Below are 23413 nucleotides of genomic sequence, written 5' to 3' on the forward strand. Positions count from 1 at the left end.
CCCAGGATCAGGACGCGTCCTTCAGCATCGGGAAAGCCTCATCGCGCGCCGACATCTGCGCGATCGGCAAAGGCCAGGCGATCGCAAGCCTTGGATCCAGGGCGTTGAGCCCGCCCTCGGCTCCGGGCGCATAGGGTTTGTCGTGCAGGTAGATCAGCTCGCAGTCAGCGGAAAGTGTCTGGAACCCATGTGCAAAACCGCCCGGGATCATCATCGACCTCCCGTTTTCAGCGCTCAGCACCTCGCCATGCCATTGAAGGTAGGTCGGAGAGTCCGGTCGCATGTCGACGGCAACATCGAAGATCGTGCCCGAAAGACAGGACACGAATTTCGTCTCGTCGTGCGGTGGGCGCTGGAAATGCATGCCGCGAACCGTGCCGGCCGTTCGCGTCAGGGTGTGATTGATCTGCGCGATCGAGCCGTCCGCACCGAAATCGGCGAGTTCTTCACGGCAGAAGAAGCGCGAAAAAAAGCCGCGATCATCGCCAAAGCGCTGACGTTCGACGACAATGAGACCCGCAAGGGGTGTAAAAATACGGTTAAAGCGCGACATTGAACCTTCCACGAGCAGGCGGGGCGTCCCCACTCTTACCCCTTAAGAAACCAGCCTTGACCGTATTTGCAATTGTCGACATGAAAGCGTTCACAGGAAAGCGTACGAATCGACGAAGCCGCCAGATCGCGAACCGCGGCCTCCGGCGTATCGGTGGGTTGTATCGAAAAAGGGTATCGGCAGTCATGGCAGTAGCAGACGATCGTCTCGCGTTCGAGGCTCACAAGAAAGAAATGTCGCTCGCGCTGGGCAAGGACGACGACGCATTTCGCCAGTCGCTCGATACGTTGGTCACGCTCGACAAGTACGACTATTCCTACCTCTGGTCGTTCATGGGCGTGCCGATCATCCAGATGCCGGCCGATGTCATGGCGACCCAGGAAGTCATCTGGAACACCAAGCCTGACATCATCATCGAAACGGGCGTTGCCCGCGGCGGCTCGGTGATCTTCATGGCCGCGATGCTGCAATTGATCGGCAAGGGCAAGGTCATCGGCGTCGACATCGACATCCGCGCCCACAATCGCGACTCGATCGAAAAGCACCCGATGTCTTCGCGCATCACGCTGATCGAAGGTCCGTCAACCACGGCCGAGACGCTGGCAAGGGTGAAAGCCGAGATCCCGGCGGGCGCTTCTGTCATGGTCGTTCTCGACAGTGACCACAGCCGCGACCACGTGCTGGACGAACTGCGCACCTATGGCCCGTTGGTGACCGAAGGCCAGTACATGGTGGTGGCAGATACGGTCCTCGGCTGGGCCGAGGCATCGCAGACGCCCACCAAGCGCTCGAAGATCTGGCGCGCCGGCGACGAACCCTACGCAGCACTCAAGGCCTACATTGAAGAGACAAACCGCTTCGAGACCGATGAGGCACTGAACGGCAAACTTGTACTCTCAAGCTCGCCGCGCGGTTATCTGCGCTGCATCGACAAATAGGCTCACAAGCAGGGTGGCGCGGGCCTTGGTTCGTGCTACTGCCAACTCTCGATCGCGAATACAGGCACCGCAGGCGAGTACCGGATGGCTCGAAACATTGTCATCTCCCAATCCATGTACTTTCCTTGGGTTGGAATGCTGGAGCAGATCAAACTGGCGGACGTGTTCGTCCACTATGACGATGTGCAGTTCTCGCGTGGCAGCTTCACAAACCGCGTGCAGATCAAGACTCAGAGCGGCACCCGCTGGCTGACCGTACCCTTGAAGGACCTTCGCCTGGGGCAACGGATCGATGAGGTGTTGATCGACAATCGCACGGATTGGCGCAGCCGGCATCGCGATATCTTGCGACAAGCCTATATCAAGGCGCCCTTCGCCAAGGACATGCTGGAACTGGTCGACGGCGTGTTCGCCAAGGATGCATCAACGATTGCGGATGTGGCCCGCAATTCCATGCTCGCGCTTGCCGCCTACTTCAATCTGGACAGGCCGAAGTTCGTCTCCTCGGACGCCCTCACCATTGGCGGTGCGAGCAGCGAGAGAGTATACGACATCACCGCCCATCTCGAAGGGACGGCCTATATCACCGGCCATGGCGCGCGGAACTATCTCGATCACGGCCTCTTCAACCAGAACGGAATTTCCGTTCAGTACATGAACTACGAACGCACACCCTATCCGCAGTTGCACGGAGAGTTCACTCCTTACGTGACCGCATTGGACCTCGTCGCCAATTGCGGTACCAAGGGCGCAGAAGTCGTACATTCCGGAACTGTCGATTGGAGGGAGTTTACCCAGTGAAATCCGAGAACCTGGACAACGTCGCGTCGGAATATCTTCCAAACGCAGTCACATCGATCGAGAACAATCTCATTCTCAATTGGTATCCGCAGCGCATGGTCGAGCGCTTTGGCAAATGCCAGTCGCTGCTCGATCTTGGTATCGGCCACGGCTACACCCCGCACCTGTTCAACAAGGTCTGCGACCGGCACGTGATCGTGGAAGGTTCGCAGTTCGTCATCGATCTCTTCAAGAAGAACAGCCCGGACTTTTCCGGTGAGATCGTCTTCTCCTATTTCGAAGACTTCGAAACGGAAGAGCGCTTCGACGTCATCATCATGGGTTTCGTTCTTGAGCACGTAGACGATCCGGGCCTCGTGCTCGACCGGTTCCGGCGCTTCCTGAAACCCAATGGCCGTCTGTATGCCGCAGTACCGAACGCAAAGTCCCTGAACAGGAGACTGGGCGTGGAGCTCGGCAAGATCGACGATATCTACAGCCTGAATGCCAACGATCTGGCACTTGGCCACAAGCGCCAATATTGCCGGGACACGTTCCGCGCCGAACTCGAAAACCATGGCTTCCGGGTCGTGCACGAAGAAGGCATCTACCTGAAGCCGTTGCCACTGCCGGTGTTGCAGACGCTACCCGATTTCGAAGCCAATCTGCATGCCATGCTCAAGGTCGGCATCGAATTCCCCGATCTTTGCGTCGGCCTGCTGATGGAAGCAGAACTGGCATGAGGACTGCCGCCATTATCGGCACGCGCTCGATGTTGGGGAGCCAGCTCGTCGCGCGCCTGCGGAATATGGGCGTCGAGACCATCAGTGTCGGCAGGGCGGAAACCGATGACATCTTCCTCGACATGGCAGGCGGCGCGGCAAAGGTTCCGGATGGCCTCACCGCGGACGTGCTTTTCCATTGTGCCGCAAGCTTCGCCGACGATGGCCCATCGGGCATACAGCAAAACTTTTCGGCGAACACCGCAAGCGCACTGAACGTCGCAGAACTTGCCAAGCGTCTGCAGACAGAGGCCGTCATATATGCCGGGTCGCTTTCGTCGGATGCGACACTGGATGCGGCACCCCTGACATCCTACGGCCTCACCAAGCAGCTGGCCGAGCAGATCCTGGAATGGAGCTCGCAGAAGCTGGGATTTCGCTTCTGCAGCCTTCGGTTCTCCCAGCTTTATGACGTGAGTGGCCGTTGCTGTGCCCATCAGCCGTGGATGGGGCGCATCATCGCCTATGCCTCGCGCGGGCTCGACATTCGCATGCCCGCTTCCCACGGCGTGCGAAACTTCCTGCACGTGCAGGACGCCGCCGATATGATGATCCTGGCCGCCAAAACGGGCGCCACAGGCATCGGAAACGCGGTTCACACGGAGGCGATGACCTGCGACAGGATCGCTGAAATCGCCTATGAAACATTTGGGCTCGGCGGCAATGTCGTGATCGCAGCGGAGAAGGCTCCCTTTCGGAAGGTGAATTTTCCCGACGGTGCGGAAACACTGGCCCGGTTGGGCTTGCCATCACTGATCACGATGCGAGACGGAATTGCCATGATCAAATCAGCCGGAACCGCCGAAGCGTTCGGCCCGATGGACGTCAACTAATGCAAGACGACGCAAAGCAATCGAGGCAGCCGGTTACGGTCGTGGTGACTGCGGTCGGCGCAATCATCGGCCAGGGCATCGTCGCATCGCTCCGTAGATTGGAAGCTCCGATCCGCATCATCGGCATAGACCGTGATGCCAATGGTATCGGTCGTCACTTCTGCGATCACTTCGTTGCGAAACCGACGTGCGATGAGACCTCTGCCGAATATCTGGAGTTCTGGCAGGAACTGCTTCGGCGAGAGAACGTCGCTCTGGTGCTGCCGGGCCTGGAGCTCGATGTCCTGTTCTTCAATGAGAACCGCGCACGCTTCGAGGCGACCGAGACGCGTGTCGTCTTGAACAGATCTCCGCTGATCGCGCTTGCGCAAGACAAGTGGGACATGGGAGAGGCACTGCTGCAAGCGGACCTTCCGGCCATTCCAAGCACGCTCAGCCGCCGCCTGGAAGATTGCACCCGCGAACTCGGCCCCTTGCCGCTTCTGCTGAAGCCGCGTCGCGGCAATGGTTCCCGTGGTATTGCGCTGCTTCGGGATGTAGCCGATTTCGACTACTGGACCCTGAAGAGCGCCGACGATTTTCTCATTCAGAAATTCGTGGGCAGCAATGACCAGGAATACACGGTCGGCGCCTTCGGGTTTGGCGACGGCACGACGCTGCCGCCGATCGTCTTCAAGCGCAAACTGTCCGTCGCCGGCAACACCCAATATGCGGAAGTTGTCGACGAGCCTCTCCTGACTGAAGCCGTGAGCAGGCTCTCGCAACACTTCAAGCCGCTCGGGCCGACGAACTATCAGTTCAGACTGGAAGGCACGACACCTTACCTGCTTGAAATCAACCCGCGCTTCTCGAGCAGTACGTCGCTGCGTGCCGCCTTCGGCTACAATGAGGCGGCGATGGCGCTTGACTATTATGTATACGGAAGAAAACCCGAGGCGCCCGAAATCAAGACTGGCCGGGCCTGGCGCTACTCCGAGGATCTGGTCGTCCTATGATCGCCATCATTTCCGACATTCATGGCAACCTTCCCGCGCTCGAGGCGGTGCTCGCCCGCATCGACGAGCTCGGCTGCAGCTCGATCCTCTCGCTGGGTGACGTCGTCGGATACTACGCCCAACCGGGCGAGTGCGTCGACGTGCTGAAAGCACGCGACGTACCAAACATCCTGGGCAATCACGATTATTACATCGTCAGCGGAGAAGGCTGCCCGCGATCGAAGATGGTCAACGATATCATCGAGTTCCAGAGGGGCATCATTTCGGCCGATCAACGCGCCTGGCTCGCCGGATCGCAAACCTACGTCGTCGATGGATCGACCTACTTCGTCCACGGCAGCTGGCAGGATCCGATAGACGAGTATCTCTACAAGGTCTCGCAGGCGCAGTTTCCCGACGGCTGCGAACAGCTCTTTGCCGGGCATACCCATGTGCAGGTCCGCCTGGAGATCGGCGGCAAGGTCTTCTGCAATCCCGGCTCGGTCGGGCAACCGCGCGACGGCGACCCACGCGCCGCCTTTGCGACCCTCTCGCCGACAGGCATCGAACTCCACCGTGTCGCCTACGACATCGACAGGACGGCGCACCACATGCGGCAAGCGGGCTTCCCGGAGCGCTTCTACGAAAACCTCTATCTCGGCGCGCAGATCGGCGGCCGGATTGACAAGATCGTTGCCGCAGACGCAACCAACGACCGATCGGCTTGAGCACAGGCGACCCACATGACGAAACCTCGCATTCTCTACACCAAGCCCTCAATCACCGAACGCGAAGTCGCCTATGCCACCGATGCAGCGGCGAACGGCTGGGGCGAGCGCTGCTACGATTACATCAATCGCTTCGAGGCCGCCTTCGCCGCACATCTCGATGTCAGCCATGCAATCTCGACATCGAGCTGCACCGGCGCGCTGCACATGGGCCTTGCCGCCCTCGGTGTCGGACCGGGCGATGAAGTCATCCTGGCAGACACGAACTGGACGGCATCCGCCGCCCCGATCGTCCACCTCGGCGCAAAACCGGTCTTCGTCGACGTGCTCCCCGATAGCTGGTGCATCGACCCGGACAAGGCCGCGTCAGCCATCACGCCGAAGACCAAGGCGATCATGGCTGTGCACATCTACGGCAATCTCTGCGACATGGACCGCCTGCTCGAAATCGGCGCGCAGCGCAACATCCCGATTGTAGAAGATGCAGCCGAAGCGCTCGGATCGGAATGGCGCGGACGCAAGGCCGGCTCGCTCGGCGCCTTCGGTGCATTCTCCTTCCACGGTACCAAGACTGTGACGACGGGCGAAGGCGGCATGTTCGTCACCAGCGACAGCAAGCTCTTCGAAAAGGTACTAACCCTATCCAATCACGGCCGGGCACGCGGACAAAAGAAGCAGTTCTGGCCGGACGAGATCGGCTTCAAGTACAAGATGTCGAACCTGCAGGCGGCCGTGGGCCTTGCGCAGATCGAACGCGTCAACGAACTGGTCGAGCGCAAGCGCGAGATCTTCTACGCCTATCGTGAACAGCTCGCGGGCGTGAATTCCATCTCGATGAATCCGGAACCGGAGCACACGAAAAACGGCTTCTGGATGCCGACGGTCGTCTTCGCGCCGGAAACCGACGTCTCGCGCGAAAAACTGCAGGGCGCCTTCGCCGCCGAGAACATCGACGCCCGCGTCTTCTTCTGGCCACTGAGTTCACTTCCGCCCTTCGAGGACGTGCGGGCAAACACCGTTGCCTATGATCTCCCCGGCCGAGCGATCAACCTGCCGAGCTATCACGACATGACGTCCGAAGAGATCGGCAGGGTCGTGCAGGTGTTGCGCGACTGCGCTGCAGCCTGAACCTCAATTTCAGAAGACATACCCAAACGCCGCGGCCAGGAGCCGCGGCGATAGAATGACTATTTGCCTTTGCGTTGACGAAGGCGCAGGTCCTGCCGGAGAACATCTCTCAACGTCCGGGCGGAGAAATACGAGCCTACTCCGAGTTTCATAAGGCCGCGCTCGATTGAAAGCCTTACGGACGCGATCGTGCGCCGTAACGGCAACGGCCCCAGCTGCCCGCCGGCGACTAGGTTCGCGTATCGCCGCAGCTGTGGCTTCGGGCGCGGCAGCGTGATTGGGCTCAGGCCGTGCGTTGCCCGATACTGATCGAGCGCAGTGACGACACCAGGCGGAACCATCGCCTTGCGCGCCCAGCCCGCAGCCTGCCCCATGGCCCCGCGGTAGAAATCCGCCGGCGCGATTTCAGGGAAGCGGTCGGACCGGCTCTGTGCTGCAGCCAGTGCGTATTCGCGCAGGATGCCGTTCAACAGCACGCTGGTATCGCCGGGCATCGGCCCGTATTGCAGCCACTCGCCCTGCTCCTGCTGCATCCACCGTCTGAAGTCCGTCGTCTCCTGGGTAACGGCGCCGATTGTCAGCGCGTTGCCATTGCTCCGCGTTTCGCCCTGCGTCACCAGCAACGGAAAATCGATGTACGCGTAGCTCTTCAATGCTTCGAGCGTTCGGAACGCGAAGGCATAGTCCGGCGAGATCCCCGTGAAAACACTGCCGTAACGCTCGCGGAGAGACGCCACCAGATCCCGGCGCGCGAAGGAATTCAGCAATCGCGGCGTGTCCTTGGGCCAATCGCCCCTCGCAAACTGCTGGAGCTTGTCCGCCGTTGCGATCTCTCGCGCAGCCACGTTTTCGTGTCCACACCGGAGGCTGCGGTATCCTGGCAGCTCGCGCGCATTCGCAGTCGCGTAGCCGACAGCGGCTGCCTGTGTCCGTTCTATTGCCGCATAGACCTCTTCGAGCGCATAGAGCCGCAAGGCCATTCGATCGGTAACGAAGCCGACATACTGGCCTTTCGCATGCGCAATCGCCCATTCCCAATGATCGACCATAGGCAAGTTGTGGTCAGGGCGAATATAGTGAAAACGCGGGTCGGCGCGAAACGGAGCGAGAGCCGCCTGGTTACGCTCGCTATCAGCGGGCTGCGAGTTGTCCGAGACGATGAGCTCAAGGTCGGAGAAGGTCTGCTCCAGCACGCTTGCCACGGCATCGACCAGAATATCCGGACGATTGCGCGTCGGAATGACAACGGAAAAAACAGGAGGCGCGGAACCTTGCGTCACGGTGTCGGTCTTGTCCATACTGCTGTGTGCACGCGCCTATATTTCCGCCAGCGAATACACTGATCGCGATTGCACAGAATCGGGAAATGCTTCAATGCTCAGCCATAACTGCCCGTGCCTGGAACCGACAGACTTCTGGTTGAAGCCGCCAACGTTGTCAATCCGATTGCCCGGTAACCCCTGCATGGGCATCTAGCGATAGCGGGAAGAGTGCATGAAAGTCGTCATACTCGCCGGTGGTTACGGCACGCGCATCTCGGAGGAGAGCCATCTGAGACCCAAGCCGATGATCGAAATCGGCGGGCGGCCGATTCTCTGGCACATCATGAAGATCTACAGCCACTACGGTTTTTCGGATTTCGTGATCTGCCTCGGCTATCGCGGCTACATGATCAAGGAATATTTCTCCAACTACATCCTGCACTCCTCCGACGTCACCTATGACATGGCGACCGGCGAGACGCTATTCCATTCCAACAAGGCCGAGCCCTGGCGCGTGACACTCGTCGATACCGGCACGGACTCCATGACCGGCGGACGCCTGAAGCGCGTTGCCGATCACCTGGGCGACACGTTTTGCCTCACCTATGGCGATGGCGTCGCCGATATCGACATCAAGGCCCTGACCGATTTCCATCGCAGCCATGGCCGCGAAGCAACCGTGACCAGCGTGGTTCCGCCGGGGCGCTATGGCGCGCTCGCCGTCAGCGACGGGCACGTTCAAAGCTTCATCGAGAAGCCCGCCGGCGACAACAACCGCATCAATGGCGGCTTCTTCGTCCTCAACCGGTCGGTGCTCGACCGTATCGAGGGCGACCATACCTCGTTCGAGACCACGCCGCTTGAAGGTCTGGCCCGCGATGGCCAGCTGATGGCCTTCCCGCATGACGGCTTCTGGCGACCGATGGACACGCTACGCGACAAGAACCAGCTCGAAGACCTCTGGCAACACGGGTCCGCCCCTTGGAAAGTCTGGCCATGAGCCGGCTTGCCAACGCTGCCTTCTGGGCCGGCAAGCGCGTGCTTCTGACGGGCCACACCGGCTTCAAGGGAAGCTGGGCGCGGCTCTGGCTGGCCGAGATGGGCGCCCGGGTTGCCGGCTACGCCTTGCCACCTTCAGCTGAGCCGGCTCTGCACGCTTTGCTCGGGTCGGAAGGTTTCCTGCACGAAAATCTCGCTGATATCCGCGACGGCGACACGCTCACGGCGGCTATTCGGCAGTTCGAGCCGGAAGTCATCCTGCATATGGCCGCCCAGCCGCTGGTGCGCGAAAGCTACCGCACACCGGCCGAAACCTTCGACGTCAATGTCATGGGAACGGTACGGGTGCTTGAGGCCGCCCGCACGGCACCTGCTCTGAAGACGATCGTCGTCGTGACCACAGACAAGGTCTACCGCAACGACGAGAGCGGCCGGCACTTTCCGGAAGAGGCCGTGCTCGGCGGCCATGATCCTTACTCCGGCTCCAAGGCCGCCTGCGAACTGGTCGTCTCGACCTGGCGGGATTCGTTCCTGCGTGAGCGCGGCATCCGGGTTGCGACGGCCCGCGGCGGCAATGTACTCGGCGGCGGCGACTTTTCCGTCGACCGCCTCGTGCCCGACATTGTCCGGGCAGCCCTCTCCGGAGAAACGCTTGCGATCCGCAGCCCGATGGCGACCCGTCCCTGGCAGCACGTGCTCGACTGCCTCAATGGCTACCTCGTCTATGCCGAAGCCCTCCACGGCGATGAGACCGAGGTCGCCGCGCTGAACTTCGGTCCCTCCCCCGCGGAACGACAGATCCCGGTGCGCGACGTCGCTGGTGCGATCCAGACCGCCATGGGTCTCCCGACGGAATGGCACGAGACCTCGGCGCACGACCAGCCGCGCGAAATGCAGGCCCTCGGCCTTGATCCCGCCCTTGCCCTGAAAACACTATCCTGGACCTCCCGTCTTTCCCAGGACCAGGCGATCGAATGGACCGCACGCTGGTATGACGGCTGGCGCCGTGGCGCCGTTGCCCGCGACCTGACGCTCGGCCAAATCGACGCATTCATGAGAGGCTAACGACTTCGATGCCCCACAACTGCCGTTTCTGCTCGACGCCCCTCGAGACCGTCTTTGCCGACTTGGGATCAACGCCCTGGTCCAACTCGTTTCTGGAGCCAACCGAAGAAGCGCTGGCGCGCGAGCGCTCGTTTCCGCTGAAGGCAATGGTTTGCTCCGAATGCCTGCTGGTCCAGACGACGGAGACCGTGCCGGCCGACGAAATCTTCACCGACGGCTACGCCTATCTCTCGTCGTTCTCGACAAGCTGGCTGGAACACGCCCGCCGCTACGCCGATACCATGACCGAGCGCTTCGGGCTTAACAGCACGTCGCAGGTTGTCGAGATCGCCTCGAATGACGGCTATCTGCTGCAGTATTTCGTCGCCAAGGGCGTACCGGTGCTCGGTGTCGAGCCCGCCGCCAATGCCGCGCGAATCGCCGAGGATCGCAAGGTCCCGACCGAGGTGGCGTTCTTCGGCCGAGAAACCGCGACGGCGCTCGTCAATCGCGGCATCCGCGCCGACCTGACGGCCGCCAACAACGTGCTGGCGCACGTGCCCGACATCGCGGATTTCGTTGGCGGCTTTGCCATTCTGCTGAAGCCCGATGGCGTCGCAACCTTCGAGTTTCCGCATCTCCTGCGCCTCATCGAAGGTGTGCAGTTCGATACGATCTACCACGAACACTATTCCTATCTGTCGCTGGCCGCCGTCGAGCGCATCTTCGAGAGTTCCGGCCTGAAGGTCTTCGACGTCGAGGAACTCGGCACCCATGGTGGCTCGTTGCGCGTTTTTGCTCAGCTTGCCTCCGGTACCCGCGAAACGACCGAGGCGCTCGCAGCCGTGCGCGAGAAGGAAGCGGCTGCCGGCCTGACGCGCATGGAAACCTATGCCGCCTTCGACGACCGGATCGCCGCCGTCTGCAAAGGGTTTCAGGCGTTCCTGGCCCGCGCCAGGGCCGAAGGCAAGACAGTGGCCGCCTACGGCGCCGCAGCGAAGGGAAATACCTTCCTCAACGTCTGCGGCGTCAAGCCTGGCGAGATCGCCTTCGCCGTCGACCGCAACGATCTGAAGCAGGGCAAGCTCCTGCCGGGCACCCACATTCCGGTGCACGCGCCAGCCCACCTGCAGGTCGCCAAACCCGACTATCTCGTGATCCTGCCCTGGAACCTCACGGACGAAATCGTCGCCGACAACGCTGCGATCCGCGCCTGGGGCGGGCAATTCGTCGTTGCAATTCCGGAAATCCGGATCCTCTGATCAGAAGACCGGGCGGTAAGGGGATGTCGCAGCCTCTTACCGCCCCACATCCTCCCTAAGTAACGAAAATCAAAAAATTATCGCCCTGAGACGCCTTGCCCCAAAATAGGCAAAATCGAAGGCACACTCAGCAACGGCGTGGGTATTGACGGTTGCAAAAAAGCACCCAAGGAGGTGCCATGTCTACCCTTGACCTATGCATTGTCGCCACGCGGCGCCCAGACTTGCTTGCCCAGACGCTAACGAGCTTCCGGGAGAGAATTTTCAGCAACCTTGAACTCGGCGGAGCCTATCTCAACCTTGATCCTGCCTTCGGCTCTATCGAGGATCATCACGCCTGTGTCGATATCTTCCGCAGCTATTTCCCCGAAGGGGTCGTGTTCCAACCGGAGAGCCCCGGCTTCTGCGCAGCCGTCGCAAGACTGTGGTCGGCGACCAGCGCCGAGTATGTCTTTCATCTCGAAGACGATTGGATCGCCCTGAGGGATATGGGCACGGAACTGCTGGCGCCCTTCGCCGATCCGGCGATCACCCAGGTGTCGTTCCATACGGCGGACCAGAACTGGGATATCGGTCGCAAGGGCCACTTCCATCAGCGAAACGAGTATGCGCGCTTCCTCGGGATCAAGATCCCGCTGTTTCGCACCTTCCCGAAGTTTACGACGTCTCCGTCCATCCTGCGCGGCGGGTTTGCGCGGCATTGCGCCGGCCTGATGGATCTCTCCCGAGACCCGGAGAAGCAGTTTTATTCGGGCGTGAACCCGGCGATGGAATCCTACGTCAGGCGTTCGCGCAACTACATCTTCTCGCCCGAGGCGGGTCCGGTCATCAAGGACATGGGGCGCGAATGGCGTGAGCAGCGGCGAATCCAGAAGGTGATCACCAACTCCACCTCGATCTGGCGGCAAAGCGCGTAACGGAACGGCTGTCGCCCAGGCGCATTCCAGCCGGAGGATAGAAGCGGGACCACGGTCCCGCTTCTATCGATACCGACTTCACGCGGTTGCGACGGCGTCCTTGCGCTGGAAGCCCTTGCTCGCGGCCATCAGGCTACGCGTATAATCCTCGCCGATACGCCCCGCGACGAGGTCCGCCGAAGACAAGCGCTCGACCACACGCCCGCCCTGCATGACCGCCAGCCGGTCGCACATATGGGTGACGACGCCGAGGTCGTGGCTGACCATGATGAAGGTGAGCTTGTGGTCACGACGGACCTGTTCCAGGAGGTTCAGAACTTCGGCCTGCACCGAGGCGTCGAGTGCCGAGGTCGGTTCGTCGAGCAGCAGGATCGAGGGTTCGAGGATCAGTGCTCGAGCGATCGCGACGCGCTGGCGCTGGCCGCCCGAAAGCTGGTGCGGATAACGGAAGCGGAAGCCGGACCCAAGACCGACCTCATCAAGCGCCTTCAGGATACGGCGCTCGCCGTCGGCCACGCCGTGGATCGCCAGCGGCTCCAGCAATTGCCGGTCGATCGTCTGGCGCGGATGCAGCGAGCCGTAGGGATCCTGAAACACCATCTGCACGGCGCGGTAGAAGGCTTTGTCGCGCTTTGCCCCCTGCAGAACGCGGTCATGCACGCGAATGGTGCCGCCCGTGACCGGCGCAAGGCCGGCAATCGCCCGCAGCAAGGTCGATTTGCCCGACCCGGATTCGCCGACGAGCCCGAAGGATTCGCCCGGCGCAATCTCGACGCTGACGTCGTTCAACGCCTTGAACTCGTCGTAGGTGACGGAAAGGTTCGAAACGGAAACGGCAGATGTCATTGAGCCCACTCCGGCTTGCGGTCGAGAACCGGCAGGGGATGACGATCGGAGCCGATCGCCGGCATGCAGTTCAGAAGCCCTTGCGTATAGGGATGCTTGGCGTTGGCGAGCTCGGACGCCGCCAGTTCTTCGACGATCCGGCCGGCATACATGACGATCACCCGGTCGCAGAAGGAGGAGACGAGGCGCAGATCATGCGACACGAAGATGAGGCCCATGCCACGGTCAGCGACGAGCTTGTCGAGAATACCAAGCACTTCGAGCTGCACCGTCACGTCGAGCGCCGAGGTCGGCTCGTCGGCGATCAGCAGTTCCGGGCCGGCAACCAGCATCATCGCGATCATCGCGCGCTGCCCCATGCCACCCGAAACCTCGTGCGGGTAGAGATCGTAGACGCGCTTCGGATCACGGATTTGCACCGCCGCCAGCATGTCGAGCGCCCTTTCCCGGGCTTCGCCACGGCTGACGCTCTCATGCTGCCGCAGGGTCTCGACGATCTGCCGGCCAATGCTCATCACTGGGTTCAGCGAATACTTAGGATCCTGCAGGATCATCGCGATCCGCTTGCCCCTCAGATCCCGGCGCACCTTCGGCGACGCGGACAAGAGGTCGATGCCGTCAAAGTTCAACTGCTTTGCCGTCACCTGCGCATGACCAGGCGTCAGCCCCATGATCGCCCGGCCGGTCTGCGACTTGCCGGAGCCGCTTTCGCCAACGATGCCGAGGCGTTCGCGGCCGAGCGTGAAGGAGACCCCGCGCACGGCCTCGACTAGGCCGGTGCGGGTCGGGAACGAGACCTTGAGGTCTTCAACAGTCAGAAGCGCACTCATTGACCGCTCTCCCGCGGGTCAAGCGCATCGCGCAGGCCGTCGCCGAGCAGGTTGAAACCGAGGCTGACGATCAGGATCGCGATGCCGGGCATCGTTGCCACCCACCACTGGTCGAGAATGAAACGGCGACCAGAAGCGATCATCGCACCCCATTCCGGCAACGGTGGCTGCGCGCCGAGGCCGAGGAAGCCGAGGCCGGCGGCGGTCAGGATGATGCCAGCCATGTCGAGCGTGACGCGCACGATCAGCGACGACATGCACATCGGCATCACATGGCGGAAGACGATGCGGATCGGCGACGCGCCCATCAGTTGCACGGCGGCGATGTAATCGGAGTTGCGCACCGTCAGCGTTTCTGCGCGGGCAATGCGCGCGTAGGGTGGCCATGAGGTGATGGCAATCGCGATCACCGCGTTCTCGATGCCCGGTCCGAGCGCTGCGACGAAGGCGAGCGCCAGGACCAGTTTCGGGAAGGCGAGGAAGATATCGGTGATGCGCATCAGCACTGCATCGACCCAGCCGCCGGCATAGCCGGCGACCGCACCGACGATCAGCCCGATCGGCGCGGCGATGACCGCGACGAGAAGGACGACGGCGAGCGTCAGGCGCGAACCATGAATCAGTCGCGAGAGGATGTCGCGGCCGAGATCATCCGTGCCCAGCAGATAGCCAGGGCTTCCCGGCGGCATCAGCCGGGCATTGGCGAGGTCGCCGATATAGGGCGAATGCGGTGCCAGGACATCGGCGAAGGCTGCAATGAAGACCAGCGCCAGCAGGATAATGAGGCCGAGCACGGCCAGTTTGTTGGCGGCAAAGCGCTGCCAGGTCATGTAGGCGCGGCCAAGCCGAGCCTGGGTGCGCGACTGCGGGCGATCGGACAGCAGCCATTCGCGGCGCGTCATCACGCGTGTTTCGGTAATGGTGCTCATCGCTGGCGCGTCCTCGGGTCGAGCGTCCGGTAGAGAAGGTCGGACAGGAGATTGATGCCGATGAAGACCGAACCGATGACGATGGTGCCACCAAGGACGGCGTTCATGTCGGCATTCTGCAGCGAATTGGTGATGTAGAGGCCAAGGCCCGGCCAGGCAAAGACGGTTTCGGTCAGCACCGAACCTTCGAGCAGACCGGCATAGGAAAGCGCGATGACCGTCACGAGCGGAACCGCCGCATTGCGCAGCGCATGCCCCCAGATGATACGCGTCTCGGACAATCCCTTGGCGCGCGCCGCCACGATGTATTCCTGCTGCAACTCATTGAGCATGAAGCTGCGCGTCATGCGACTGATATAGGCGAGCGAGAAGTAGCCGAGCAGCGAGGCCGGCAGGATGATGTGGCGGAACACGTCCCAGAGCACGTCCCATTGCCGCTGCCAGAGCGCATCGAACAGGTAGAAGCCTGTGATCGGCGTGAACGTGTATTCGAACACGATATCGATACGGCCGGGATAGGCGACCCACTTCAGCCGCGCGTAGAACACCAGCAGCGACAGGAGCGCCAGCCAGAAGATCGGCACGGAATAGCCGACAAGGCCGATGACGCGCACGATCTGGTCGGCGATGCTGCCGCGCTTGACGGCGGCAAGCACACCGAGCGGAACGCCGAAAACGGCGCCGATCAGAGTGCCGAGCGTCGCAAGCTCCATGGTCGCCGGGAAGACGCGGCGGATGTCGGTCATGACGGGATTGGTCGTCAGTACCGAAACGCCGAAATCACCGGTCAGCGCCTGGCGGACATAGATGAAGAATTGTTGATAGAGGGGCAGGTTCAGCCCCATCGCCTCGCGCGTCCTTTCGACGACATGCGTGGGCGCCCGGTCGCCGAGGACGGCCAGAACCGGGTCGATCGGGATTATCCGTCCGATGAAGAAGGTGACGGCCAGCAGGCCGAGATAGGTCGTCACGACGACGACGAAAAAACGCAGCACTGCTGCCGCGATCTTGCCGGGACGGGCGCGTTTGCGCCCGTCCACGGTCCCTGTTCCGCTCATGCTCAAGGGAACGATCCTTTCGGTTTATTCCTTCGAGACGGCTTATTCTTTGGTAATGCCGGCGACGAAGTTGGTGTCGAAGCTCGGACCGAGCTTCAGGCCCTTGACGTTGCCGCGGTAGCCGGCGACTTCGGTCTGCTGGAAGATGATGACGAACGGGCTTTCGCCAAGCACCGTCTTCTGCAGTTCCTTGTAGGTCTCGGCACGCTTGGCGCTGTCGCGCTCGAGCAGGGCGTCCTTGGTCTTCTTCGTCAGCTCCGGAACGTCCCAGGCATTGCGCCAGGCAAGGGTCTTGTTCTTGCCTTCGTCGGAATTGTCGGGGTTGCTGGTGAAGGTTTCGGCGTTCGAGTTCGGGTCGAAATAGTCCATGCCCCACTGACCGATATACATGTCGTGGTTACGGGCACGATACTTCGTCAGCGTCTGCTTGCCGTCACCCGGGATGATCTCGAGCTTCACGCCGGCCTGACCGAGGGTCTGCTGGAAGGATTCGGCAATGCCGGTGACAGGCTGGCCATTGCGAACGTCCATGGTCACGGTGAAGCCGTCAGCGAGACCAGCCTTGGCGAGCAGTTCCTTCGCCTTGGCGACGTCGAGCTTGTAGGGGTTCTCGTCGAGTGCACCCAGAACGCCCTTCGGCAGGAAGCTCTGGTGGATTTCGCCGATGCCCTTGATGATCGTCGAGCCGAGCGCATCGTAGTCGACCAGATACTTGAAGGCTTCGCGCACTTCAGGTTTTGCGAGGTTCGCGTTCTTCTGGTTGAGGCTGATGTAGTAGACCGTGCCCTTGGGCGCGCTGGTGGCTGCCAGATCCGCGTTCTTGGTGACGGCGTCAAGATCGCCCGGCTCGAGGTTGCGGGCAACGTCGATATCGCCGGCTTCAAGCGCCAGGCGCTGGCCGGAGCTTTCCTTCATGTGGCGATAGATGACGCGGGCGAGCTTTGCCTGTTCGCCGTAGTAGTTGTCGTTGCGCTCAAGCACGATGACTTCGTTGGCGCGCCATTCGCGCAGCTTGAACGGACCCGAGCCGGCATAACCGGTCTTCAGCCATTCGTTGCCGAAATCGTTGTCATACTTGTAGTCGTCCGTCGGCGTCACCGGCTTGACGTTGTCGAGCACCAGCTTCTTGTCGAGCACGGCAGCAACAGTCGCCGTCAGGCAGTTGAGCACGAAGCTCGGCGCATAGGGCTGGTCGACGGTGAAGACGAAGGTCTGTTCGTCCGCAGCCTTGGCCTTTTCCGTCACGTTGTCGCCGGTGAGGCCGAACTGGGTGAGGATGAAGGCCGGGCTCTTGTCGAGCTTCACGGCGCGCTCGAACGACCAGGCGACGTCCTCGGCGGTCACCGGATTGCCCGAAGCAAACTTCAGGCCGGACTTCAGCTTGAAGGTGTAGGTCAGGCCATCGTCAGACACGGTCCAGTTGTCGGCGAGGTCGCCGACGACCTTGGAGGTGTCGTTGGTGTCAAGGCGTACCAGCATGCTGTAGGTGTTGCCGGTCACTTCGGCAGCGGTCAGCTCGAAGGCTTCGCCCGGATCCATGGAAATGACGTCGTCGATCGCAAAGGCTTCGACCAGCGTGTCCTTCGGCGTTTCGGCAAAGGCCGGTGCGGTCGCAGCCATCACCATGGCCAGCGCCGCCGAAGCGGTCAGAAGACGAAGACGTCCATTGAGCTTGTGCATCATTTTTGCAGTTCCCTCGTTTGCGCCCTTTTGGGCCCCTTCTTCATGGGTTCAGGCGGCCTCGTGCCAAGCCTGCCCCAGAACTCTCCACCAGTTTTCCCGGCATATCTTTGCCAGTTCGGCGTCACCATATCCGGCCCCTCTGAGCGCCGCAACGAGCGCCTGATTCCCGGCCGCGTCGGCGATCGCTTCAGGGATCGTCGCCCCGTCGAAGTCCGATCCGAGCGCCACGCACTCGATGCCCATGCGCTCGACGAGATAGTCGACATGGCGAACCATGTCGGAAAGCGGTGTCGCGGCATTCTCCTGGCCATCGGCGCGCAGCATCGTCGTCGCATAATTGAGCCCGACGAGCCCCTTGCTTTCCTTGACGGCATCGAGTTGCCTGTCGGTCAGATTGCGGGCAACCGGCGTCAGCACGTGCGCGTTCGAATGGCTGGCGACGAGCGGCTGATCCGTGGTTTTCGCGACGTCCCAGAACCCTTTCTCGGTGATGTGGGCGAGGTCGATCAGAATGCCCAGGCGGTTGCACGCGCGCACCAGTTCGAAACCCGCATCCGTCAGCCCCGGCGCCGTGTCCGGTGACTTCGGATAGGAGAACGGCACACCGTGACCGAAGACGTTGTGGCGGCTCCAGACGGGTCCAAGCGAGCGCAGGCCGGCGGCATAGAAGGTTTCGAGCGCCGAAAGATCAGCGCCAATTGCCTCACAGCCCTCCATATGCAGGACGGAAGCAAAGACGCCGGCCTCAACCGCACCGCGGATTTCGCCGGTCGAGCGGCAGAGCTTCCACGCCCCCGCCCGATCAAGACGAACGGCGATGTCGGCGAGTTCCATGGCAATCGCCAGTGACGGCAGATGTTCGAGGGGCGCGGAGAGCGGCGTTTCGTAATGGCCGTCTTCACCCGGCGGCTGCAACACCAGATCGCCTGAAGGCACGTAGATCGCCGAAATTCCGCCGATGAGGCCGCCCGCTTTGGCGCGTGGCGCGTCGATATGGCCCTCGCCGATACCGTCGACAAATTCGCGGACCGGGTCAGCACCCTTTCGCGCATTCTGCCACAGCCGCAGAAGCACGTCGTTGTGGCCATCGAAAACCGCCTGCATTCCTGAATTCCTTCATCATTTCAGGGAGATCGAACGGGGCATTTAAGGGCCGCGTCCACGGAAAGGTTGTGCGATGCTAGTGAAAGGCCAAAGCCTTTTCAATGAATATCAAGGGGTTTTACCCAGGCCGTGCTGTAGCGAAATGTTGCATGATTGTCGCAGGCCCGCCGGCAAAGACGGCACGCCGAGCCCTCGAAGGTCTGCCGAGGGGTGAAAAGCTGCGATTTCTAATGCAATGAGATGGCTTGGTTCGGATGGTCGAGCCGTCGCGCCGCATGATGCGGCATTGGGGGTTTGGTTGCTGCCTTCGCTTTCTCTCGCAGGCCCGAAGGGGCATTGGTGCCGCATCGCCGCGACGCTTCTTCTGGCGATAGCGCTTGCAGCCTGCGCCGGCCGCCCCGTCGGCGTGCTGGTCCCCTCGGGAACGACAGGCGGCGCCTCCGAGGTCGACCTGATGGTCGCCACCACCCGTGCTCCTTCGGCTGAACCCGGCGTCCTCTTCAGTGGCGAGCGGTCCGACGAACTGTCGCTGACGGAAATCGTCGTTTCGATCCCTCCGGAAAAGAACCGCGAAGTCGGGCAAGTGCAGTGGCCGAAGAAGCTTCCGGCCAATCCGGAACGTGATTTCTCCACCGTCAGCGTCACGCCGCTGCACCAAGGCAACGACGCACAGAACTGGCTGAAGGCGCACCTGCCCCAGAGCCGCCGCGTGCTGATCTTCGTTCACGGCTTCAACAACCGCTACGAGGACGCAGTCTATCGCTTTGCCCAGATCGTGCACGATTCCAAAGCGGACGTTGCGCCGGTCATCTTCACCTGGCCCTCCCGCGCCAGCGTCTTCGGCTACAACTACGACAAGGAAAGCACGAACTTCTCGCGCGATTCCCTCGAAGACCTGCTGCAGCGCGCGTCCAAGGATCCGAAGGTCGGCGAAATCACCGTTATGGCCCATTCCATGGGCTCGTGGCTGACAATCGAGGCGCTGCGACAAATGGCGATCCGCAACGGCCGCGTCACGCCGAAGATCACCGACGTGATCCTCGCCTCGCCCGATCTCGACGTCGACGTCTTCGGCAAGCAGATCCGTGCGATGGGCGACAAGCGGCCGAAGTTCACCCTGTTCGTCTCTCGCGATGACCGGGCGCTCAACCTGTCACGACGCATCTCCGGCAACATCGACCGCCTCGGCCAGATCGACCCGACGGTCGAGCCCTATCGCACGCAACTGGAACAGGCCGGCATCACCGTTCTCGACCTGACGGCGCTGAAGGGCGGCGACAAATTGAACCACGGCAAGTTCGCCGAAAGCCCGGAAGTCGTACGCCTGCTCGGCAACCGCCTGATCGCGGGCCAGACCGTGACCGATTCCGATGTCGGGCTCGGCGAACGCATCGGTGCCGTGACGCTCGGCGCCACACAAACCGTCGGCAGCGCGGCGAGCCTCGCAGTCTCGGCGCCGATCATGATTTTCGACCCCAACACCCGCAAGAATTACAACGAGCAGGTGCGGCGTCTCGGCCAGTCGGTGGAAAACACCGTCGGCGCAACGGTAACACCCTGAAGCGGACCCTGCTGCATACGCCCTGAGATCAAAATCGACGAAGGGCAATGCGGCAGTCAAGGTGTTACATTCGCCCCAGCGTTGCCTAGAAAACGCAGGGCGCTGTACCGCATTCGGCGATCCGTGCTGCGTAACACGGATCGCCGAATGGGTTCTCGGAAGGTGAAAATTCGAACCCGGACAGGAGGCGGGTGACAATGACTCCCGCCCGGCAAAGCCTCAGACCGCGAGTTCGCGCCGTCCGGCTTCCGTCTCCATCGCAAGGTCAAGCACCTTCTGCAGGTTTGCCGCATGGCGGAAGCCCGGATCCTCGGTCTTGCCCTCGCGAACGGCCGCCACGAAGCGCTGGTAGTTGGTGGGAACCGTGCCCGCATCGACGTCACGCCATGTTGCAGTTTCGACGTCTGCGCCGAGGCAGGCGCGCAGCGTCGAGCCGTCCGGCGTGTGCACCACTTCGAGCGCACCCTTGTCGCCGTGCAGTCTCAGCCTAAGCTCATTCAGATGCCCGGTCGCCCAACGGCTGGCATGAATGACGCCCATGGCGCCGTTGCCGAACTCGGCCGTCATGACAAAGCTGTCGTTGGCGTCGAGATCATACTCGCCGATGCGGTTATCAGGCGCCTTGTCGAAGGTCTTCAGCCGCGCGAAAATCCGGGCAGCGTCGGTGCCGGCGCCGTATCCAGCGAAATCGAGGATATGGATGCCGACATCGCCAAGCACGCCGTTCGAGCCGTGCTTGGTCGAAAGCCGCCACAGCCATTGCGATTCCGTCGCCCAGTCACCCCAGGCCTTGGAAACGAGCCAGCTCTGCAAATAGGACGCCTCGAGGTGGCGCAGCTTGCCGACCTCCCCGGCGAGCACCATCGCCCGCGCCTTCTGCAGCGGCGCGACATTGCGGTAGGTGAGGTTGACCATCGTCACCAGACCGGAGCGCTCGGCGGCTTCCGCCATCTCAGCCGCCTTGGCGTAATTCTCCGCCAGAGGCTTCTCGCATAGCACATGCTTGCCGGCGGCAATCAGTGCCAGCGTCGTCGGGTGGTGCGCCTTGTCGGGCGTCACGTTCGTCGCCGCATCGAACTTGCCCCAGGCGATCGCCTCGTCGAGCGAGGTGAAGGTCTCGGCAATGCCGTGTTTCTCGGCAAACGCCTTGGCACGTGCGAGATCGACATCGACCGCGCCGACCATCTCGACGCCTTCGATCTTGGCAAAGGCCTGTGCATGGCTGTTTGCCATGCCGCCGGTTCCTACGATGAGAAGACGCATGATGCTCACCTGTATCCTGCTTCGCCGGCCTGATGCAGCCGCGGCCCACGCTCGACGATCGACTCCAATGCCTTCTCCACCGGCACGTTCGGCGCATCATGGATCGCCGTGTAGCGGTTGTCGGCGTTGTAGGCCCACTTTACCGAATTGCGCAGTACCTTCTGGACATTGGCATCGTGATAGGTCGGGTAGGTCTCGTGGCCCGGACGGAAATAGAAGATGTTGCCGGCGCCGCGGCGCCAGGTCAGCCCCGAGCGGAACACCTCGCCACCGGCAAACCACGAGATGAACACGGTTTCGAGCGGCTCCGGCACGGAGAACTGCTCGCCATACATCTCCTCGTTTTCAAGCACGAAGTTCTCGTCCAGTCCTTCGGCGATCGGGTGGCGCGGGTTGATCGCCCAGACGCGCTCGCGTTCGCCGGCCTCGCGCCACTTCAGCGCGCAGGGCGTGCCCATCAGGCGCTTGAAGATCTTCGAGAAGTGGCCTGAGTGGAGCACGATCAGGCCCATGCCTTCCCACACGCGCTTGGCGACGCGCTCGACGATCTCGTCGCTGACGGCGCCGTGGTCCTTGTGGCCCCACCAGAGAAGCACGTCGGTATTTGCCAGGCGCTCGACGCTAAGCCCGTGCTCCGGCTCCTGCAGCGTCGCCGTCGTCGCCTCGATCGCGCCTTCGGTGTTGAGCGCCGCCGCGATCGTGTTGTGCATCCCGTTCGGGTAGATGCTGCGGACGATCTCGTTGGTCTGCTCGTGAATATTCTCGCCCCAAACGACTGTTCTGATAGGCACGGTCATTCTCCTTGCGTGTTCGCCCGTTGCGGGCATGTCGTCTTACGATAGATGGGGCCGCCGGGAATTGGCGACCCCGAAGCCCTGGGTGTCTTCAGCTTGATCGGGTCCTGGTCAGGCAGCCCCTTTCATGGGCGCGCGGCCGAGGGCCTGCCCAGATGCATCGAAGCGATGGATGTTGCCGCCGATCGGCGAGATCTCAACCGTCTCGCCCGTCCGGTGATGCGAGGTGCCGCCTTCCCGAACGATGACCGGTTCTGCGGCGCCGATATCGAGATAGATGTAACTGTCGGAGCCGAGCATTTCGGAGTGCACGACCGTTCCCGACCACCTGCCGTCGCCCGCCCGGATCTCCAGATGCTCGGCGCGGATGCCGATCGTGTGGGCATCATAGGGTGCCGCCAGTGCACCGGAGAGGAAGTTCATCTTCGGCGAGCCGATGAAACCGGCGACGAAGACCGAGTTCGGGCTCTCGTAGAGTTCGAGCGGCGTGCCGATCTGTTCGACCAGCCCATCCCGTAGCACGCAAATACGATCGGCCAGTGTCATCGCCTCGACCTGGTCGTGTGTGACATAGATCATCGTCGTCTTGTGCATGCTGCGATGCAGCTTGGCGATCTCGATGCGCGTAGCAACGCGCAGTGCCGCGTCGAGATTGGATAGCGGCTCGTCGAACAGGAACACCTTTGGGTCGCGCACGATCGCCCGACCGATGGCCACGCGCTGCCGCTGGCCGCCGGAGAGCTGGCGCGGCAGCCGCTGGAGATAGGGGGTCAGTTGCAGCATCTCGGCCGCCACCTCCACGCGCTTCTTGCACTGCTCCTTGTCCTTGCCCGCGAGCTGCATGCCAAAAGACATATTCTCGAATACCGTCATGTGCGGGTAAAGCGCGTAGGACTGGAACACCATCGCGATGCCGCGCTTGGACGGCGTCAACTGGTTGACCATCTGACCGTCGAAGGACAGCGTGCCCGAGGAGATGTCCTCGAGCCCGGCGATCAGCCGCAGCAGCGTGGACTTGCCGCAGCCGGACGGCCCGACGAAGACCATGAACTCGCCGGCCCGGATGTCCATGCTGACGCCCTTGATCACCTCGAAGGCGCCAAAGGACTTGCGGATGTTGCGCAATTGAAGCTCTGCCATGTTTT

At 61.9% G+C, this 23413-nt stretch carries 23 protein-coding genes; 12 read left to right on the forward strand and 11 right to left on the reverse strand.

Annotation, left to right across the window (positions count from 1 at the left end; all coding sequences use genetic code 11):
* Positions 1–7: 7 nt before the first annotated feature.
* Positions 8–553, reverse strand: a complete 546-nt coding sequence (rfbC, locus tag LAC81_RS13585; protein WP_223725219.1) for a dTDP-4-dehydrorhamnose 3,5-epimerase — start codon at positions 551–553, stop codon at positions 8–10.
* A 185-nt stretch (positions 554–738) separates the two neighbouring features.
* On the opposite strand from rfbC, the gene LAC81_RS13590 reads away from it, so the two are divergent.
* The 7 genes from LAC81_RS13590 to LAC81_RS13620 all read left to right on the forward strand — a co-directional run bounded on the left by LAC81_RS13590 (position 739) and on the right by LAC81_RS13620 (position 6716).
* Complete coding sequence (locus tag LAC81_RS13590) at positions 739–1491, forward strand: cephalosporin hydroxylase family protein (protein ID WP_223725220.1); 753 nt, start codon at positions 739–741, stop codon at positions 1489–1491.
* An 84-nt stretch (positions 1492–1575) separates the two neighbouring features.
* Positions 1576–2292, forward strand: a complete 717-nt coding sequence (locus LAC81_RS13595) for a WbqC family protein (protein ID WP_223725221.1) — start codon at positions 1576–1578, stop codon at positions 2290–2292.
* On the forward strand, positions 2289–3014 hold the full coding sequence (locus tag LAC81_RS13600) for a class I SAM-dependent methyltransferase (protein ID WP_223725222.1): 726 nt from the start codon (positions 2289–2291) through the stop codon (positions 3012–3014). Before LAC81_RS13595 ends, LAC81_RS13600 begins: the two co-directional genes overlap by 4 nt.
* On the forward strand, positions 3011–3886 hold the full coding sequence (locus tag LAC81_RS13605; RefSeq protein ID WP_223725223.1) for an NAD-dependent epimerase/dehydratase family protein: 876 nt from the start codon (positions 3011–3013) through the stop codon (positions 3884–3886). The genes LAC81_RS13600 and LAC81_RS13605 overlap by 4 nt, the downstream gene beginning before the upstream one ends.
* Positions 3886–4881, forward strand: coding sequence for an ATP-grasp domain-containing protein (locus LAC81_RS13610; RefSeq protein ID WP_223725224.1), 996 nt, complete (start codon positions 3886–3888; stop codon positions 4879–4881). Before LAC81_RS13605 ends, LAC81_RS13610 begins: the two co-directional genes overlap by 1 nt.
* Positions 4878–5588: a metallophosphoesterase family protein gene (locus LAC81_RS13615; protein ID WP_223725225.1), complete on the forward strand. Its 711-nt coding sequence runs from the start codon at positions 4878–4880 to the stop codon at positions 5586–5588. The genes LAC81_RS13610 and LAC81_RS13615 overlap by 4 nt, the downstream gene beginning before the upstream one ends.
* 15 nt (positions 5589–5603) lie before the next feature.
* Positions 5604–6716, forward strand: a complete 1113-nt coding sequence (locus LAC81_RS13620) for a DegT/DnrJ/EryC1/StrS family aminotransferase (RefSeq protein ID WP_223725226.1) — start codon at positions 5604–5606, stop codon at positions 6714–6716.
* Between the two features lie 59 nt (positions 6717–6775).
* Here the strand turns inward: LAC81_RS13620 and LAC81_RS13625 are convergent, their stop codons facing one another.
* A complete protein-coding gene (locus LAC81_RS13625) occupies positions 6776–8014 on the reverse strand; it encodes a glycosyltransferase family 2 protein (protein ID WP_223725227.1) in 1239 nt (412 codons plus the stop codon).
* Positions 8015–8210: 196 nt separating this feature from the next.
* Here LAC81_RS13625 and rfbF point away from each other — a divergent pair, with 196 nt between their 5' ends.
* From rfbF to LAC81_RS13645, 4 genes are all read left to right on the forward strand, one after another.
* Positions 8211–8978, forward strand: a complete 768-nt coding sequence (gene rfbF / locus LAC81_RS13630; RefSeq protein ID WP_223725228.1) for a glucose-1-phosphate cytidylyltransferase — start codon at positions 8211–8213, stop codon at positions 8976–8978.
* The gene (rfbG, locus tag LAC81_RS13635) at positions 8975–10042 is read left to right on the forward strand and encodes a CDP-glucose 4,6-dehydratase (RefSeq protein ID WP_223725229.1); all 1068 of its coding nucleotides are present in this window, start codon (positions 8975–8977) and stop codon (positions 10040–10042) included. The genes rfbF and rfbG overlap by 4 nt, the downstream gene beginning before the upstream one ends.
* 8 nt (positions 10043–10050) lie before the next feature.
* A complete protein-coding gene (locus tag LAC81_RS13640; protein ID WP_223725230.1) occupies positions 10051–11283 on the forward strand; it encodes a class I SAM-dependent methyltransferase in 1233 nt (410 codons plus the stop codon).
* Positions 11284–11462: 179 nt separating this feature from the next.
* The gene (locus LAC81_RS13645) at positions 11463–12200 is read left to right on the forward strand and encodes a hypothetical protein (RefSeq protein WP_223725231.1); all 738 of its coding nucleotides are present in this window, start codon (positions 11463–11465) and stop codon (positions 12198–12200) included.
* A gap of 78 nt (positions 12201–12278) precedes the next feature.
* Here LAC81_RS13645 and LAC81_RS13650 read toward each other — a convergent pair whose 3' ends face one another.
* From LAC81_RS13650 to LAC81_RS13675, 6 genes are read right to left on the reverse strand one after another with little or no spacing between them, the layout of a single operon-like run.
* The gene (locus LAC81_RS13650; RefSeq protein ID WP_113535598.1) at positions 12279–13046 is read right to left on the reverse strand and encodes an ABC transporter ATP-binding protein; all 768 of its coding nucleotides are present in this window, start codon (positions 13044–13046) and stop codon (positions 12279–12281) included.
* Positions 13043–13876 carry an ABC transporter ATP-binding protein gene (locus LAC81_RS13655; RefSeq protein ID WP_223725232.1) on the reverse strand — a complete coding sequence of 278 codons (834 nt, stop codon included), beginning with the start codon at positions 13874–13876 and terminating at the stop codon, positions 13043–13045. The genes LAC81_RS13650 and LAC81_RS13655 overlap by 4 nt, the downstream gene beginning before the upstream one ends.
* Complete coding sequence (gene nikC, locus LAC81_RS13660; RefSeq protein WP_223725233.1) at positions 13873–14805, reverse strand: nickel transporter permease; 933 nt, start codon at positions 14803–14805, stop codon at positions 13873–13875. The genes LAC81_RS13655 and nikC overlap by 4 nt, the downstream gene beginning before the upstream one ends.
* The gene (locus tag LAC81_RS13665; RefSeq protein ID WP_113535601.1) at positions 14802–15863 is read right to left on the reverse strand and encodes an ABC transporter permease; all 1062 of its coding nucleotides are present in this window, start codon (positions 15861–15863) and stop codon (positions 14802–14804) included. The genes nikC and LAC81_RS13665 overlap by 4 nt, the downstream gene beginning before the upstream one ends.
* Before the next feature lie 42 nt (positions 15864–15905).
* Positions 15906–17546, reverse strand: a complete 1641-nt coding sequence (locus LAC81_RS13670; RefSeq protein ID WP_223725234.1) for an ABC transporter substrate-binding protein — start codon at positions 17544–17546, stop codon at positions 15906–15908.
* Positions 17547–17594: 48 nt separating this feature from the next.
* A complete protein-coding gene (locus LAC81_RS13675; RefSeq protein ID WP_223725235.1) occupies positions 17595–18650 on the reverse strand; it encodes a dipeptidase in 1056 nt (351 codons plus the stop codon).
* Between the two features lie 298 nt (positions 18651–18948).
* Between LAC81_RS13675 and LAC81_RS13680 the strand changes: the two genes are divergently transcribed.
* Complete coding sequence (locus LAC81_RS13680) at positions 18949–20211, forward strand: alpha/beta hydrolase (RefSeq protein WP_419195775.1); 1263 nt, start codon at positions 18949–18951, stop codon at positions 20209–20211.
* A gap of 219 nt (positions 20212–20430) precedes the next feature.
* Here the strand turns inward: LAC81_RS13680 and LAC81_RS13685 are convergent, their stop codons facing one another.
* The 3 genes from LAC81_RS13685 to LAC81_RS13695 form a co-directional block, all read right to left on the reverse strand.
* Positions 20431–21474, reverse strand: coding sequence for a Gfo/Idh/MocA family protein (locus LAC81_RS13685; protein ID WP_223725236.1), 1044 nt, complete (start codon positions 21472–21474; stop codon positions 20431–20433).
* Positions 21475–21479: 5 nt separating this feature from the next.
* Positions 21480–22271: a ThuA domain-containing protein gene (locus LAC81_RS13690; protein WP_419195776.1), complete on the reverse strand. Its 792-nt coding sequence runs from the start codon at positions 22269–22271 to the stop codon at positions 21480–21482.
* A 108-nt stretch (positions 22272–22379) separates the two neighbouring features.
* Positions 22380–23408 (reverse strand): ABC transporter ATP-binding protein, encoded by a 1029-nt coding sequence (locus LAC81_RS13695; RefSeq protein WP_223725238.1) that lies wholly within the window; start codon positions 23406–23408, stop codon positions 22380–22382.
* Positions 23409–23413 lie beyond the last annotated feature (5 nt).

Origin of the sequence: Ensifer adhaerens (genome assembly GCF_020035535.1) — a bacterium.
In the GTDB taxonomy this organism is placed as follows: Bacteria; Pseudomonadota; Alphaproteobacteria; order Rhizobiales; family Rhizobiaceae; genus Ensifer.